The sequence below is a fragment of the Bacillus alkalicellulosilyticus genome, from assembly GCF_002019795.1.
Taxonomy (GTDB): Bacteria; Bacillota; Bacilli; order Bacillales; family Bacillaceae_F; genus Bacillus_AO; species Bacillus_AO alkalicellulosilyticum.
The window spans coordinates 38743-54579 of record NZ_KV917381.1 but is presented as its reverse complement, the minus strand read 5'-3'; the positions used below and the strand labels follow the sequence as shown (position 1 = coordinate 54579).

At 40.2% G+C, this 15837-nt stretch carries 22 protein-coding genes; all 22 read right to left on the bottom strand.

Translation table 11 applies throughout. From position 1 onward, the window contains the following. Window positions 1–15: 15 nt before the first annotated feature. Complete coding sequence (gene rpsH, locus BK585_RS00310) at window positions 16–414, bottom strand: 30S ribosomal protein S8 (protein ID WP_078551182.1); 399 nt, start codon at window positions 412–414, stop codon at window positions 16–18. A 27-nt stretch (window positions 415–441) separates the two neighbouring features. Then, on the bottom strand, window positions 442–627 hold the full coding sequence (rpsN, locus tag BK585_RS00305) for a 30S ribosomal protein S14 (protein ID WP_078551181.1): 186 nt from the start codon (window positions 625–627) through the stop codon (window positions 442–444). Window positions 628–655: 28 nt separating this feature from the next. Then, complete coding sequence (gene rplE / locus BK585_RS00300) at window positions 656–1195, bottom strand: 50S ribosomal protein L5 (protein WP_078551180.1); 540 nt, start codon at window positions 1193–1195, stop codon at window positions 656–658. A 27-nt stretch (window positions 1196–1222) separates the two neighbouring features. After that, the gene (rplX, locus tag BK585_RS00295; RefSeq protein WP_078556541.1) at window positions 1223–1534 is read right to left on the bottom strand and encodes a 50S ribosomal protein L24; all 312 of its coding nucleotides are present in this window, start codon (window positions 1532–1534) and stop codon (window positions 1223–1225) included. A 40-nt stretch (window positions 1535–1574) separates the two neighbouring features. Then, window positions 1575–1943 carry a 50S ribosomal protein L14 gene (gene rplN / locus BK585_RS00290; protein ID WP_078551179.1) on the bottom strand — a complete coding sequence of 123 codons (369 nt, stop codon included), beginning with the start codon at window positions 1941–1943 and terminating at the stop codon, window positions 1575–1577. A 38-nt stretch (window positions 1944–1981) separates the two neighbouring features. Next, a complete protein-coding gene (gene rpsQ, locus BK585_RS00285) occupies window positions 1982–2242 on the bottom strand; it encodes a 30S ribosomal protein S17 (RefSeq protein ID WP_078551178.1) in 261 nt (86 codons plus the stop codon). A 21-nt stretch (window positions 2243–2263) separates the two neighbouring features. Then, window positions 2264–2464 (bottom strand): 50S ribosomal protein L29, encoded by a 201-nt coding sequence (rpmC, locus tag BK585_RS00280; RefSeq protein WP_078551177.1) that lies wholly within the window; start codon window positions 2462–2464, stop codon window positions 2264–2266. Further along, the gene (gene rplP, locus BK585_RS00275) at window positions 2454–2888 is read right to left on the bottom strand and encodes a 50S ribosomal protein L16 (protein ID WP_078551176.1); all 435 of its coding nucleotides are present in this window, start codon (window positions 2886–2888) and stop codon (window positions 2454–2456) included. The genes rpmC and rplP overlap by 11 nt, the downstream gene beginning before the upstream one ends. A gap of 2 nt (window positions 2889–2890) precedes the next feature. Next, a complete protein-coding gene (gene rpsC / locus BK585_RS00270; protein ID WP_078551175.1) occupies window positions 2891–3550 on the bottom strand; it encodes a 30S ribosomal protein S3 in 660 nt (219 codons plus the stop codon). A 3-nt stretch (window positions 3551–3553) separates the two neighbouring features. After that, window positions 3554–3895, bottom strand: coding sequence for a 50S ribosomal protein L22 (rplV, locus tag BK585_RS00265; protein WP_078551174.1), 342 nt, complete (start codon window positions 3893–3895; stop codon window positions 3554–3556). A gap of 23 nt (window positions 3896–3918) precedes the next feature. Continuing rightward, window positions 3919–4197: a 30S ribosomal protein S19 gene (gene rpsS, locus BK585_RS00260; protein WP_078551173.1), complete on the bottom strand. Its 279-nt coding sequence runs from the start codon at window positions 4195–4197 to the stop codon at window positions 3919–3921. A gap of 58 nt (window positions 4198–4255) precedes the next feature. Beyond that, entirely contained in the window at window positions 4256–5086 is an 831-nt protein-coding gene (rplB, locus tag BK585_RS00255; protein ID WP_078551172.1) for a 50S ribosomal protein L2, read from the bottom strand. Window positions 5087–5111: 25 nt separating this feature from the next. Further along, entirely contained in the window at window positions 5112–5402 is a 291-nt protein-coding gene (gene rplW, locus BK585_RS00250; RefSeq protein WP_078551171.1) for a 50S ribosomal protein L23, read from the bottom strand. Beyond that, complete coding sequence (rplD, locus tag BK585_RS00245) at window positions 5402–6025, bottom strand: 50S ribosomal protein L4 (RefSeq protein WP_078551170.1); 624 nt, start codon at window positions 6023–6025, stop codon at window positions 5402–5404. The genes rplW and rplD overlap by 1 nt, the downstream gene beginning before the upstream one ends. Window positions 6026–6050: 25 nt before the next feature. Beyond that, window positions 6051–6677, bottom strand: a complete 627-nt coding sequence (gene rplC / locus BK585_RS00240) for a 50S ribosomal protein L3 (RefSeq protein WP_078551169.1) — start codon at window positions 6675–6677, stop codon at window positions 6051–6053. 103 nt (window positions 6678–6780) lie between these two features. Then, window positions 6781–7089, bottom strand: coding sequence for a 30S ribosomal protein S10 (rpsJ, locus tag BK585_RS00235; protein ID WP_139367469.1), 309 nt, complete (start codon window positions 7087–7089; stop codon window positions 6781–6783). Between the two features lie 284 nt (window positions 7090–7373). Next, the gene (tuf, locus tag BK585_RS00230; protein WP_078551167.1) at window positions 7374–8564 is read right to left on the bottom strand and encodes an elongation factor Tu; all 1191 of its coding nucleotides are present in this window, start codon (window positions 8562–8564) and stop codon (window positions 7374–7376) included. Window positions 8565–8682: 118 nt separating this feature from the next. Beyond that, entirely contained in the window at window positions 8683–10761 is a 2079-nt protein-coding gene (gene fusA, locus BK585_RS00225; RefSeq protein WP_078551166.1) for an elongation factor G, read from the bottom strand. 54 nt (window positions 10762–10815) lie between these two features. Next, window positions 10816–11286 carry a 30S ribosomal protein S7 gene (rpsG, locus tag BK585_RS00220; protein ID WP_078551165.1) on the bottom strand — a complete coding sequence of 157 codons (471 nt, stop codon included), beginning with the start codon at window positions 11284–11286 and terminating at the stop codon, window positions 10816–10818. A 45-nt stretch (window positions 11287–11331) separates the two neighbouring features. Then, the gene (rpsL, locus tag BK585_RS00215; RefSeq protein ID WP_078551164.1) at window positions 11332–11751 is read right to left on the bottom strand and encodes a 30S ribosomal protein S12; all 420 of its coding nucleotides are present in this window, start codon (window positions 11749–11751) and stop codon (window positions 11332–11334) included. A gap of 112 nt (window positions 11752–11863) precedes the next feature. Next, a complete protein-coding gene (locus BK585_RS00210) occupies window positions 11864–12112 on the bottom strand; it encodes a 50S ribosomal protein L7ae-like protein (RefSeq protein WP_078551163.1) in 249 nt (82 codons plus the stop codon). Window positions 12113–12195: 83 nt separating this feature from the next. Continuing rightward, window positions 12196–15822 (bottom strand): DNA-directed RNA polymerase subunit beta', encoded by a 3627-nt coding sequence (rpoC, locus tag BK585_RS00205; RefSeq protein ID WP_078551162.1) that lies wholly within the window; start codon window positions 15820–15822, stop codon window positions 12196–12198. Window positions 15823–15837 lie beyond the last annotated feature (15 nt).

Genomic DNA, 15837 nt, shown 5'->3' with positions numbered 1-15837 from the left:
CCTATCCAATTGTTCTTACCAAACGTAAGCTAATACTTCTCCGCCTACTTGTTGTTGTCTAGCCGTTTTATCTGTCATTACACCATTTGATGTTGACACAATAGCAATCCCTAACCCACCAAGTACACGTGGTACTTCTGTTGCTTTCGCATATACACGAAGGCCAGGTTTACTGATACGTTTTAATCCTGTGATAACACGCTCGTTATTCACACCGTATTTCAAGAAGATACGCAAAACACCTTGTTTGTTATCTTCAATGAATTCATAGTCACGGATAAACCCTTCATTCTTAAGGATTTCTGCGATATCTTTTTTAATTGTTGATGCTGGAACTTCTAATTTCTCGTGACGTACTACGTTCGCATTACGAATGCGAGTTAGCATATCTGAAATAGGATCTGTCATGACCATCTACATTACCTCCTTCCCGTTTTCGGGTTACCAACTAGCCTTTTTAACGCCAGGAATTTGACCTTTATAAGCAAGCTCTCTAAAGCAAATACGGCAAAGTTTAAACTTTCTAATTACAGAATGCGGACGTCCACAACGCTCACAACGTGTGTACTCCTGAACTTTAAACTTTTGAGTGCGCTTTTGCTTTGCAATCATTGATTTTTTCGCCAAGGTTTTCCCTCCTCTTCGGCAGAACCGATTATTTTTGGAATGGCATACCCATTTGTGTTAGTAACTCACGAGCTTCTTCATCAGAATTAGCAGTTGTTACAATTACAATGTCCATACCTCTAACTTTATCTACTTTATCATAATCAATCTCAGGGAAAATTAATTGTTCTTTCACACCAAGTGTGTAATTTCCACGTCCGTCAAATGCTTTTTTCGAAACTCCGCGGAAGTCACGCACGCGTGGTAAAGAAACGGAAATTAATTTATCTAAGAATTCATACATACGCTCACCACGTAAAGTAACTTTTGCCCCGATTGGCATTCCTTCACGTAGCTTGAAACCTGCAATTGACTTTTTCGCTTTAGTAATGAGTGGCTTTTGACCAGCAATTTCAGTTAACTCTTCTACTGCTTTATCAAGAGCTTTTGGATTAGCAACAGCATCACCAACACCCATGTTAATCACGATTTTTTCTACTTTTGGAACTCCCATAATTGAAGAGTAGTTAAACTTTTCAATTAAAGAAGGAGTAATTTCGTTTTTGAACTTTTCTTTTAATCGAGCCATACGATTGACCTCCTTTCCTTGTCAGTCTTACTTGTCTAAAGCTTCGCCTGACTTTTTAGCAATACGTACTTTTTTACCATTTTCTACTTTATACCCTACACGAGTAGGTTCACCGGTCTTTGGATCGATAGGCATCACGTTAGAAACATGGATAGATGCTTCTTTGTTAATGATTCCACCTTGTGGGTTATCTTGTGAAGGTTTTGCATGTTTTTTAACAATGTTAATACCTTCTACAAGGACACGGTTTTTCTTCGGGAAAGCTTCTAGGATAACTCCTTGCTTTCCTTTATCTTTACCTGTCATAACCTTAACTGTGTCACCTTTTTTAACGTGCATTGACATTCTCGCACCTCCTTAAAAGGCATTAATTTTTTTATTAAAGAACTTCTGGAGCTAATGAAACGATTTTCATAAATTGTTTTTCACGAAGCTCACGTGCTACTGGTCCGAAGATACGAGTTCCACGAGGACTCTTATCATCACGCACAATAACTGCAGCATTTTCATCAAACTTAATATAAGAACCATCTTGGCGACGAGCTCCTGTTTTCGTACGAACAATAACAGCCTTAACAACGTCACCCTTCTTGACAACGCCACCAGGTGTTGCTTGCTTAACGGAACAAACGATAATATCGCCGATGTTAGCCGTCTTACGTCCAGAACCACCAAGTACTTTAATACATAATACTTCACGGGCACCAGAGTTGTCAGCGACCTTTAATCTAGATTCCTGTTGGATCATGTTAATTTACCTCCCTTCGTTTCGACAGAGAAAATCTATTAGATAATAACCGCTTCTTCTACGATTTCAACTAATCGGAAACGTTTGTCTTTTGAAAGCGGGCGTGTTTCCATGATTTTAACAACATCTCCAATTTTAGCAGAGTTATCTTCATCATGCGCCTTAAACTTTTTCGTATATTTAACACGCTTACCGTATAAACGGTCTTTTTTATATGTTTCAACTTGAACAGTAATTGTTTTTTCCATCTTGTCAGAAACAACACGTCCAGTATAGACTTTACGTTGGTTACGTTCCATCTTTGATAACCTCCTTTCGAATTAGCCGTTGATCCCAAGCTCTCTCTCACGCAAAACTGTTTTTGCACGAGCAATTGCTCTTCGAACTTCACGAATGCGGGTTGGATTATCCAACTGCCCAGTCGCTAATTGAAAGCGAAGGTTGAATAATTCTTCTTTTAGTGACTTCGTTTTTTGTTCGAGTTCAGCAGTGGTCAAATTACGGATTTCATTAGCTTTCATTTGCGTCACCACCCACTTCTTCGCGTTTTACAAACTTACATTTAACAGGAAGCTTATGAGATGCAAGACGTAATGCTTCACGTGCTACTTCTTCAGATACTCCTGCGATTTCAAACATAATTTTACCAGGTTTTACAACTGCAACCCATCCTTCTGGAGCACCTTTACCAGAACCCATTCGGACTTCAAGAGGCTTAGCTGTATATGGTTTTGAAGGGAAGATTTTAATCCAAACTTTACCTCCACGCTTCATATAACGAGTCATTGCAATACGAGCTGCTTCAATTTGACGGTTAGTAATCCAAGAAGCTTCAACAGCTTGTAGACCATATTCACCAAAATGAACTTCAGTTCCACCTTTTGCACGACCACGCATTTTTCCACGATGTTCACGACGATATTTTACACGTTTTGGCAATAACATGGTTATTTGCCTCCTTCCTCTTTTTTCGTTCCTTTCGTTGGAAGGACTTCACCACGGTAAATCCAAATTTTAACTCCAAGTTTACCGTATGTTGTGTCTGCTTCAGCAGTTCCATAATCGATATCTGCACGTAATGTGTGTAGAGGAACTGTTCCTTCACTATAGTGTTCTGCACGAGCGATGTCTGCTCCACCTAGACGACCAGAAACTTGAGTTTTGATCCCTTTGGCACCAGCACGCATCGTACGTTGAATTGCCTGCTTCATAGCACGACGGAACGAAATACGATTTTCTAATTGACGAGCGATATTTTCTGCTACTAATTTAGCATCTAAATCAGCTTGTTTAATTTCAAAGATATTAATGTGTACACGCTTGCCTGTTAATTCATTAAGGGCTTTACGAAGTGCTTCCACTTCAGATCCACCTTTACCAATTACCATACCAGGTTTTGCAGTGTGAACAGTGATATTTACACGATTTGCAGCACGCTCAATTTCAACTTTTGAAACTGATGCATCTTTAAGTCGTTTTTCAATATACTCACGAACTTTAATGTCTTCATGTAGTAAGTCTGCATAGTCTTTGTCTGCGTACCATTTAGACTCCCAATCACGGATGATGCCGACACGAAGTCCTATCGGATTAACCTTTTGACCCACGCGTTATCCCTCCTTGTTTTCTTTAACTACTAAAGTGATGTGACTTGTGCGTTTGTTAATTCTACTTGCACGTCCCATTGCACGAGGGCGGAAACGTTTTAACGTTACACCTTCATCTACAAACACTTCACTAACAAATAGATTATTTGGTTCCATTTCATAATTATGCTCTGCATTTGCAATTGCAGAGTTAAGCAACTTTTCTACTACAGGTGACGCTGCTTTTGGTGTGTGGCGAAGTATTGCGATCGCTTCACCCACTTGCTTTCCTCGAATTAAGTCAACGACTAAGCGAACTTTACGAGGAGCAATGCGCACTTGTTTAGCTACGGCTTTAGCTTGCATAGGTTTTGACCTCCCCTCTTAACTTAGCGTCTAGTTTTCTTATCGTCAGCAGCATGGCCTTTATAAGTACGTGTTGGTGCAAATTCACCAAGCTTGTGCCCAACCATGTCTTCAGAGATAAATACTGGTACATGCTTACGACCATCATAAACCGCAATTGTGTGCCCAATAAATTCTGGGAAAATAGTAGAACGACGTGACCAAGTTTTAATTACTCTTTTTTCATCTTTCTCATTCATAGCTACAACTTTCTTAGCTAAATGATCATCGACAAAAGGTCCCTTCTTTAAGCTACGACCCATAGTTAAACCTCCCTTCGTGACCAGCCCCACGGTTCAAGCGAACCGTAGACCAATCCCGTTATTTTTTACGACGACGAACGATATATTTATCAGAATGCTTGTTTTTCTTTCTCGTTTTGTATCCAAGAGTTGGTTTACCCCATGGAGACATTGGTGATTTACGTCCAATTGGAGAACGACCTTCACCACCACCGTGTGGATGGTCGTTAGGATTCATTACTGAACCACGAACTGTAGGACGTTTACCTAACCAACGAGAACGACCAGCTTTACCGATGTTTACAAGTTCATGCTCTAAGTTACCTACTTGACCGATAGTTGCGCGACAAGTTGATAAGATATAACGAGTTTCGCCAGAATTCAAACGAACTAATACATAATCTCCTTCTTTACCAAGAAGTTGAGCTTCAGTACCAGCAGAACGTACAAGTTGACCACCTTTACCAGGCTTTAACTCGATGTTATGAATCACTGTACCAACTGGGATATTTTGAAGTGGTAACGCGTTACCTACTTTAATATCTGCATTTGGACCAGATTCAATAATTGTATCAACTTTAAGTCCTTTAGGTGCAAGGATATAACGTTTTTCACCATCAACATAGTTGATTAGCGCGATGTTAGCTGAACGGTTCGGATCATATTCGATCGTAGCAACGCGTCCTGGAATACCATCTTTAGTACGTTTAAAGTCAATGACACGGTATTGACGTTTGTGTCCACCACCTTGATGGCGTACTGTTAATTTACCTTGATTGTTACGACCACCTTTTTTGTGTAAAGGTGCAAGTAATGATTTTTCAGGCTTATCCGTCGTAATTTCTGCAAAGTCTAGAACAGACATGCCACGACGACCAGCACTGGTTGGTTTATACTTTTTAATAGGCATTTCAATTTCCTCCCTTCTCTAGAACTTAAACACCTTCAAAGAATTCTAATTCTTTGCTTTCTGGTGATAAAGTAACAACTGCTTTTTTGCGACGAGCAGTATATCCTGAATGACGTCCAAAACGCTTGAACTTACCTTTGTAGTTCATTGTGTTGACTTTGTTCACTTTCACGCCGAATATTTCTTCGATTGCGTCTTTAATTTGTGTTTTGTTTGCACGAACATCAACTTCAAATGTATATTTCTTATCTGCCATTAAATCTGTTGAACGTTCTGTGATGACGGGGCGCTTAATGATATCTCTAGCGTTTGACATTACGCAAGCACCTCCTCTACCTTTTCAACTGCGTCTTTTGTAATTACAAGCTTATCATGCTTAAGAACATCTAATACATTTACTCCATCTGCAGCTACAAAAGAAACTCCTGGGATATTTCTAGCTGATAACGCTACAGTTTCATTGTAGTCAGCCGTTACAACTAGAGCTTTACTATCTACTGATAAGTTAGTTAGTAGAGCCACCATTTCTTTTGTTTTTGGAGCATCAAGTGTTAGATTGTCTAAAACTACAATTTCCTCTGCTTGAACTTTGCTTGAAAGTGCAGATTTAATTGCTAAACGACGTACTTTTTTCGGTAAATTGTATCCATAACTACGTGGCGTTGGACCAAATACTACTCCACCACCAACCCATTGTGGAGAACGAATTGAACCTTGGCGAGCACGACCCGTACCTTTTTGACGCCATGGTTTACGACCACCACCGCGAACTTCAGAACGTCCTTTTACTTTATGAGTACCTTGACGTAAAGAAGCTTGCTGCATTACGACTGCTTCGTGTAATACATGTTGATTTGGTTCTATACCAAATACCGCATCAGATAATTCTATATCACCAACTTGTGAACCTGATTGGTTAAATAATGCTACTTTCGGCATGATGTATCCTCCTTTCTGTTAGACGTTAGTTTTTAACTCCGCTTTTCACTGTTACATAACTTTTCTTAGCTCCAGGAACATTCCCTTTAACTAAAAGAAGATTACGTTCTGTATCAATTTTTACAATTTCAAGGTTTTGAACTGTAATTTGCTCTCCACCCATACGACCAGGTAACGCTTTTCCTTTAAATACACGGTTTGGCGCTACAGGTCCCATTGAACCCGGACGACGGTGGTAACGAGAACCATGAGACATTGGTCCACGAGATTGGTTATGGCGCTTGATCGAGCCTTGGAAACCTTTCCCTTTAGATGTTCCAGTTACGTCTACGATATCTCCTTCAGCAAATACATCAACTTTGACTTCCTGACCTACTTCATATGCTCCTGATTCAGCACCACGAAGTTCTCTAACGAAGCGCTTAGGTGCCGTGCTAGCTTTCTCTGCATGGCCTTTTGCTGGCTTTGTTGCTTTTGATTCTTTTTGGTCATCGAATCCTAATTGGATTGCTTCATAACCGTCTGACTCAACAGTCTTCTTTTGCAGAACAACGTTTGGAGTTGCTTCAATAACAGTTACTGCAATAACATCACCGTTTTCAGCGAACACTTGAGTCATTCCTAGTTTTTTCCCTAAGATTCCTTTGGTCATCAGTCACACCTCCTATATGTTTTCATCTTTTTTTTGCCATTATTTATAATTTGTTTAATCTCAAATCTATTAATGATTTGAGCGTTAGCGTCATACACTATAATTAAAGCTTGATTTCGATATCAACGCCTGATGGTAAATCTAAGCGCATCAAAGCATCAACGGTTTGTGGCGTAGGATTAACGATGTCAATCAAACGCTTGTGAGTACGCATTTCGAACTGCTCACGAGAATCTTTATACTTGTGAACCGCACGTAAGATCGTATATACACTTTTCTCCGTTGGAAGTGGGATCGGTCCAGATACACTAGCACCTGAGCGTTTAGCAGTTTCTACAATCTTCTCAGAAGATTGATCTAGAATTCTGTGATCATACGCTTTTAAACGAATACGAATTTTTTGCTTTGCCATTATAGCCCCTCCTTTATCGTCCATTTTTAAAATAGACATGCTCCGTGAAAATTTCCTCACGCCCCGCCATGGCAATGGGGCCGGGTGTGTCAGCAACCTTTCACATCATCACTGTCACTCAAACAACATCCAAGCGATGAATGTCGCATGAAAATATGTGCCTATTGACCGCACTTTTACTATTATACAGAGTTGAATGTATAAATGCAAGTGAACATGATATATTTTTATTTTGTTAATTTTTACATTAAAAGAGCACCTAGAATCAGGTGCTCTTGAACTTATTACTTTTGGATAGAAGCTACAACACCAGCGCCTACAGTACGTCCACCTTCACGAATAGAGAACTTAGTTCCTTCTTCGATAGCGATTGGAGCGATAAGCTCAACTGTCATCTCGATGTTGTCCCCAGGCATAACCATTTCTACGCCTTCAGGAAGGTTACAAATACCAGTTACGTCAGTTGTACGGAAGTAGAACTGAGGACGGTAGTTTGTGAAGAATGGAGTGTGACGTCCACCCTCTTCTTTTGATAATACATATACTTCAGCTTTGAAGTTAGTGTGTGGTGTAACCGTACCTGGTTTAGCAAGTACTTGACCACGTTGGATATCTTCGCGAGAAACCCCACGAAGAAGTGCACCAATGTTGTCTCCAGCTTCAGCATAGTCAAGAAGTTTACGGAACATTTCTACTCCCGTACAAACCGTTTTTGAAGGCTCTTCAGTTAATCCAACAACTTCGATTTCGTCACCAACTTTAAGTTGTCCACGCTCAACACGACCAGTAGCAACTGTTCCACGACCAGTGATTGAGAATACATCCTCAACAGGCATCATGAAAGGCTTATCTAGGTCACGTGTTGGAGTTGGGATATAGTCATCAACAGCAGCCATAAGCTCAACGATTTTTTCTTCCCAAGCTGCGTCTCCTTCTAATGCTTTAAGAGCAGAACCTTGGATAACTGGAACGTCATCACCAGGGAAATCAAACTCAGTAAGAAGGTCACGAACTTCCATTTCTACTAATTCTAATAGTTCTTCGTCATCAACCATGTCACATTTGTTTAAGAATACAACAAGGTAAGGTACACCTACCTGACGAGATAAAAGGATGTGCTCACGAGTTTGTGGCATTGGACCATCAGCAGCAGATACTACTAAGATTCCTCCGTCCATTTGTGCAGCACCAGTGATCATGTTTTTAACATAGTCAGCATGTCCTGGGCAGTCAACGTGTGCATAGTGACGATTATCAGTTTCATACTCTACGTGCGCCGTAGAGATTGTAATTCCACGCTCACGCTCTTCTGGAGCACCATCAATAGCGTCATAAGCCATTGCAGAACCTTTACCAGAACGCTTATGTAGCACTGTAGTGATAGCTGCAGTTAAAGTTGTTTTACCATGGTCAACGTGTCCAATTGTACCAATGTTGGCATGTGTCTTGGAACGATCAAATTTCTCTTTACCCATTTTACAATTCCTCCTTAAGTGGCAATAAAAGTTTTATGGATAAGAAAGGTGTATATCCAATGATTATCACCTTTCTTAGCTTACAATAAAATACCGCAAGAAACAATCTTTTGGAAAATTATTGTCCAGTTTGTTTCTTAACGATTTCTTCAGAAATACTCTTAGGTACTTCTTCATAGTGGTCAAAGAACATTGAGTATGTTCCACGCCCTTGTGTGCGAGAACGAAGTGACGTTGCATAACCAAACATTTCAGCTAATGGTACCATTGCTTTAATTGTTTGAGCATTACCACGTGCTTCCATTCCTTCTACACGTCCACGACGTGATGTGATGTCACCCATTACGTCACCCATGTAATCTTCAGGAACAACAACTTCAACTTTCATCATTGGCTCAAGAAGAACTGGTTTACAATGAGATTTTGCATTTTTTAGTGCCATTGAACCGGCAATTTTAAATGCCATCTCATTCGAGTCAACATCATGGTAAGAACCATCAAAGATAGTTGCTTTAATATCAATTACTGGGAATCCAGCAATCATACCGTTTTGAAGAGCTTCTTCGATACCTGATTGAACAGCTGGAATGTATTCACGAGGAACTACCCCACCGACAATCTTGTTCTCGAATTCAAAACCAGCACCTTCTTCGTTTGGTTCAAACTCAATCCATACATGTCCATACTGACCGCGTCCACCGGATTGACGTACGAATTTACCTTCAACTTTCGCTCCTTGGCGAATTGTTTCACGGTAAGATACTTGCGGCGCACCTACATTAGCTTCAACTTTGAATTCACGTCTCATACGGTCAACGATGATATCAAGGTGAAGTTCACCCATACCAGCGATAATCGTTTGTCCTGTTTCTTCATCAGTATGTGTTTTGAATGTAGGGTCTTCTTCCGCTAGCTTTGCTAACGCCATACCCATTTTGTCTTGGTCAGACTTTGTTTTAGGTTCTACAGATAATGAGATAACTGGCTCTGGGAATTCCATAGACTCAAGAATAACTTGATTCTTTTCATCACATAGAGTGTCCCCTGTAGTTGTATCTTTTAAACCAACACCAGCCGCGATGTCTCCAGCATATACTGTAGAAATCTCTTCACGGCTATTGGCATGCATTTGAAGAATACGACCAATACGCTCACGTTTACCTTTAGTTGAGTTAACAACATATGAACCTGAATTGATTGTTCCAGAATACACACGGAAGAATGTTAGCTTACCAACGTAAGGGTCTGTCATAACTTTAAATGCTAAAGCTGAGAACGGACCTTCATCGCTAGCTTCACGAGTTGTTTCTTCTTCTGAATCTGGTAATGTACCTTTAATTGCAGGTACATCTAATGGCGAAGGAAGATAATCAAGAACGGCATCAAGCATTAACTGAACACCTTTGTTCTTAAATGCAGATCCACAAAGAACTGGGTAGAATTCTACGTTACAAGTTCCTTTACGAATAGCACCTTTGATTTCTTCTTTTGTTAATTCTTCACCTTCAAGATACTTCATCATTAGTTCTTCATCTAGTTCAGCAGCTGCTTCAACTAGTTTTTCATGAAGTTCTTGAGCTTTTGCTTTATACTCTTCTGGAATCTCTTGAGCATCCGTACGAGTTCCTAAGTCATCCTCATAGAAATAAGCAACCATATCAATAAGGTCGATAATTCCAGTGAAATCATCTTCCGCACCAATTGGTAGTTGAATCGGATGAGCATTAGCTCCTAGTCGGTCATGAAGTGTTCCTACAGAATATAAGAAGTCTGCACCTGTTTTATCCATTTTGTTAATGAATACAACACGAGGTACCCCATAAGTTGTTGCTTGGCGCCAAACCGTTTCAGTTTGAGGCTCAACTCCAGATTGGGCATCTAATACTGCTACTGCTCCGTCTAATACACGTAATGAACGTTCTACTTCAACTGTGAAGTCTACGTGTCCTGGTGTATCAATAATATTTACTCGGTGACCTTTCCATTGAGCAGTTGTTGCAGCAGAAGTAATCGTAATTCCGCGCTCTTGCTCTTGGGCCATCCAGTCCATCTGAGATGCACCTTCATGAGTTTCACCGATTTTATGGATACGTCCAGTGTAGAAAAGAATACGCTCAGTTGTTGTTGTTTTACCAGCATCGATGTGAGCCATGATACCGATATTACGTGTATTCTTTAAGGAGAATTCTCTTGCCATAGTGTATTTCTCCTTCCTTACCTAATTAGGATTATTAGTTTAATTCGTTTGATCCTACCAACGGTAGTGAGCAAATGCTTTATTTGCTTCTGCCATTTTATGAGTATCTTCACGCTTTTTAACTGCTGCACCAGTATTGTTAGCAGCATCTAAAATTTCATTCGCTAAACGCTCTTGCATTGTCTTTTCTCCACGAAGTCTTGCATAGTTTACTAACCAGCGAAGACCTAGTGTAGTACGACGGTCAGGTTTAACTTCGATCGGTACTTGATAGTTTGCACCACCAACACGGCGAGCTTTAACTTCTAGTACTGGCATGATATTTTTAAGAGCTTGGTCAAATACTTCCATAGGGTCTTTCCCACTACGTTCTTGAACAAGTTCAAACGCATTATATAAAATTTGCTCAGCAACACCTTTTTTTCCATCAACCATAATACGGTTGATTAAACGAGTTACTAATTTTGATTTATAAAGCGGATCAGGTAATACATCTCTACGAGCTACAGGTCCTTTACGAGGCATTATTTCCCCTCCTTTCATCGACTAAACATCTATTTTGATAGTTACTTATTTTTTCTCTTTCGGTCTTTTTGTTCCATACTTAGAACGACCTTGCATACGGTTTTGAACACCAGCTGTATCAAGCGCACCACGAACAATGTGATAACGTACCCCTGGTAAATCCTTTACACGTCCTCCACGAATAAGTACAACACTATGTTCTTGTAGGTTGTGTCCAATTCCTGGAATGTATGCTGTTACCTCGATTCCGTTAGTTAAACGTACACGAGCATATTTACGTAAAGCTGAGTTTGGTTTTTTCGGTGTCATTGTACCAACACGCGTACAAACTCCACGCTTTTGAGGAGAAGACAAGTTTGTTTGCTCCTTTTTAAAGCTGTTATATCCTTTATTTAGAGCAGGTGAGTCAGACTTTTTAATCTTAGCCTCACGACCTTTTCTAATTAACTGATTAATTGTAGGCATCTTTTTTCCTCCTTCCTTTGTTTATTTTCAAGACCACCGATCCTGGTGGTTCGAGAAAGTGCAAAAGTAAAGTTTTTGCCAAGTGAGCGACGCCACATTGGCAAAAACAATATTACTTTATTATGGCAACAGTCGAAGCCCCAACATCTATCCCACAAGCTTTTCCAAGCTTTTTCATGGAATCAACATATGTTACTTGCAGTTGTTTTTTCTGTGCTACTGCTTTCACTTTCATGACAACACGACGATCCGCATCTTCAGCAATAAACACTTCTTTAACAACTTCAGTCTCAAGAGCTTTTAATGTTTGCTTCGTCCCTATTACTAGGTTTTCTGCCTGTGTCACTTTTTCATAAGACATTTACAATCCTCCAAAGCTACAGGGTTCTTTCAGGCACACTACGATATAATATCACTCTCTCATATTGAATGTCAACACTAAAATTAATCTTGTGTCACCATCGACTCAATCGGTTCAAGTTCATCCTCTTGCGCCTTATCGTTATCGTACTTTGAAAGGATGTTTAGGTTACGGTATTGATTCATGCCTGTTCCAGCCGGTACAAGCTTACCGATAATAACATTCTCCTTCAGACCAAGAAGTTCATCTTTCTTACCTTTAATTGCAGCGTCCGTAAGAACTCTTGTTGTTTCTTGGAACGAAGCCGCTGATAAGAATGATTCTGTTTCTAATGATGCTTTTGTGATACCAAGTAAGACTGGGCGACCAGTTGCAGGGCGCTCATCACGCAGTAACACTCTTCTATTCTCATCGTTGAATACATGGATGTCAATTAATGAACCTGGTAATACATTTGTATCTCCAGCGTCGATAACACGGATTTTACGAAGCATTTGGCGAACCATTACCTCTACGTGTTTATCACCAATTTCAACCCCTTGCATACGATAAACCTTTTGTACTTCGCGGAGTAGGTATTCTTGAACACCTTGCATTCCAGTAACGCCAAGAAGTTCTTTAGGGTCAATCGAACCCTCTGTAATAACTTGACCTGGAACTAGTTCATCATCAACAACAACTTTCAGACGGGAACCATAAGGGATGGCATAATTTCTTGTTTCCATTTCCCCTTGAACAACCACTTCACGCTTATCAGAGCTATCATTAACAGTAATTACTTTACCTTCTATCTCAGAGATAACCGCTTGACCTTTAGGGTTACGGGCTTCAAATAGCTCCTGGATACGAGGTAAACCTTGAGTAATATCATCTCCAGCTACCCCTCCTGTATGGAAGGTACGCATCGTAAGCTGTGTTCCTGGCTCACCAATTGATTGAGCTGCGATAATACCAACTGCTTCTCCAACTTCAACATCACTACCTGTTGCAAGGTTACGGCCGTAACATGCTTTACATACTCCATGACGAGTATCACATGTAAATACGGATCGAATCGTAACTTGTTCAACACCAGCGTCAACGACTTGTTTCGCAAGGTCTTCTTCAATTAACTGATTTTTTGCAACGATAACTTCTTTTGTTTCTGGGTGACGTACTGTTTTAAAGGCAACACGACCAACCAAACGGTCAAATAAGTTCTCGATAACATCTGTTCCTTCAGCAATTGCAGCCACTTCAAGTCCTCTGTCCGTTCCACAATCATCTTCACGAACGATTACATCCTGTGCAACATCTACTAGTCGACGAGTTAAGTATCCTGAGTCAGCTGTTTTCAGGGCTGTATCGGCTAGACCTTTACGCGCACCATGAGTAGAGATAAAGTACTCTAATACTGTCAGACCTTCACGGAAACTTGACTTAATCGGAAGTTCAATGATTCGACCAGATGGGTTAGCCATTAGTCCACGCATCCCGGCTAACTGTGTAAAGTTAGATGCGTTACCACGGGCTCCAGAGTCACTCATCATAAAGATCGGGTTATGATGATCTAATGATTTCATCAGTTTCTCTTGGATAATATCTTTCGCTTCACTCCAAATGGAGATAACGCGGTCATAACGCTCTTCTTCAGTAATTAAACCACGTCTAAATTGCTTTAATACGCGATCTACTTTTCCTTCAGCCTCTTCAAGAACAACTTTCTTCTCAGGTAATACTACGATGTCTGCGATACCAATCGTAATACCAGCTTTGGTAGAGTATTTAAATCCTAAATCTTTCATACGGTCAAGCATTTTTGAAGTCTCAGTAATCTTAAAGCTCTTGAAAACTTGCGCAATAACATCACCTAGGAAACCTTTTTTAAACGGCTTTACTACATCACGCTTAGCAAATTCTTCTTTTACATTTGCTGTCATTGGCACTAAGTATTTATCAGGTAATGCAACCTCAAGATTCGATTCTGTTGGTTCATTAATGTACGGGAATGATTCAGGTAATATTTCGTTAAAAATCACCTTCCCGACCGTAGTTAATAGTAACTTTGTATTATCTTCTTCCGAGAATGTTGGCTTGTTAAGAGAAGCAACCGGAAGTGCAATACGACTGTGTAAATGAACATATCCATTTTGATAAGCCGTTAATGCTTCATTTGTATCTTTAAAGATAGAACCTTCTCCAACCACATTTTCGCGTTCAAGAGTAAGGTAATAGTTTCCTAAGACCATATCCTGTGAAGGAGTAACAACTGGTTTTCCATCTTTAGGATTTAAGATGTTTTGTGCAGCTAACATTAAAATACGAGCTTCTGCTTGTGCTTCTGCTGATAGAGGAACGTGAACAGCCATTTGGTCTCCGTCAAAGTCGGCGTTATAAGCTGTACATACAAGTGGATGTAACTTAATCGCGCGTCCTTCTACTAGTGTCGGTTCAAAAGCCTGGATTCCTAATCTATGAAGCGTAGGTGCACGGTTTAAAAGAACTGGATGCTCACGAATAACTTCTTCTAAAACATCCCACACCTCAGGTTGAATACGCTCAACCTTTCGCTTTGCACTTTTAATGTTATGAGCCAATCCCTTACTTACTAACTCCTTCATAACAAATGGCTTGAATAACTCAAGAGCCATTTCTTTTGGAAGTCCACATTGGTACATCTTTAAGTTCGGTCCTACAACGATAACTGAACGTCCAGAGTAGTCAACACGTTTACCTAATAAGTTTTGGCGGAAACGACCTTGTTTCCCTTTTAACATGTGAGACAATGATTTTAACGGGCGATTCCCTGGTCCAGTAACCGGACGACCACGTCTACCATTATCAATTAAGGCATCTACCGCTTCTTGTAGCATACGCTTCTCGTTTTGAACGATAATGTTTGGCGCTCCAAGGTCTAATAGACGTTTTAAACGATTATTTCTATTAATTACACGACGGTACAAGTCGTTTAAATCAGACGTCGCGAAACGACCACCATCTAATTGAACCATTGGACGAAGTTCAGGTGGAATTACCGGTAAAACATCAAGAACCATCCATGAAGGGTCATTTCCTGAATGACGGAATGCTTCTAACACTTCTAGACGCTTTATCGCACGAGTACGACGTTGTCCTTGTGCAGTAATCAATTCTTCTTTTAGTGAATCGACGTCTTTTTCAAGGTCAATGTCAGCTAAAAGTTTTTTGATGGCCTCAGCACCCATTTGAGCCGTAAAGCCTCTTCCGTATTTATCACGGTACGTGCGGTATTCTTTTTCAGAAAGAAGTTGTTTCTTTTCTAATGGTGTATCTCCAGGCTCTGTTACTACATAAGAAGCGAAGTATATCACTTCTTCAAGTGAACGAGGTGACATATCTAGTACAAGGCCCATACGACTAGGGATTCCTTTAAAATACCATATATGCGATACAGGAGCAGCCAGTTCGATGTGACCCATTCTTTCACGACGAACTTTTGCTCTTGTGACTTCTACTCCACAACGGTCACATACTACACCTTTATATCGAACGCGCTTATATTTCCCACAATGACATTCCCAGTCTTTTGTCGGACCAAAAATTCGTTCGCAGAACAAACCATCTTTTTCAGGCTTAAGTGTACGATAATTAATTGTCTCAGGTTTTTTAACTTCTCCACGAGACCATGAACGAATCTTGTTTGGCGAAGCAAGACCGATCTTCATATACTCAAAATTATTAACATCTATCAAGGGGCCAACCTCCCT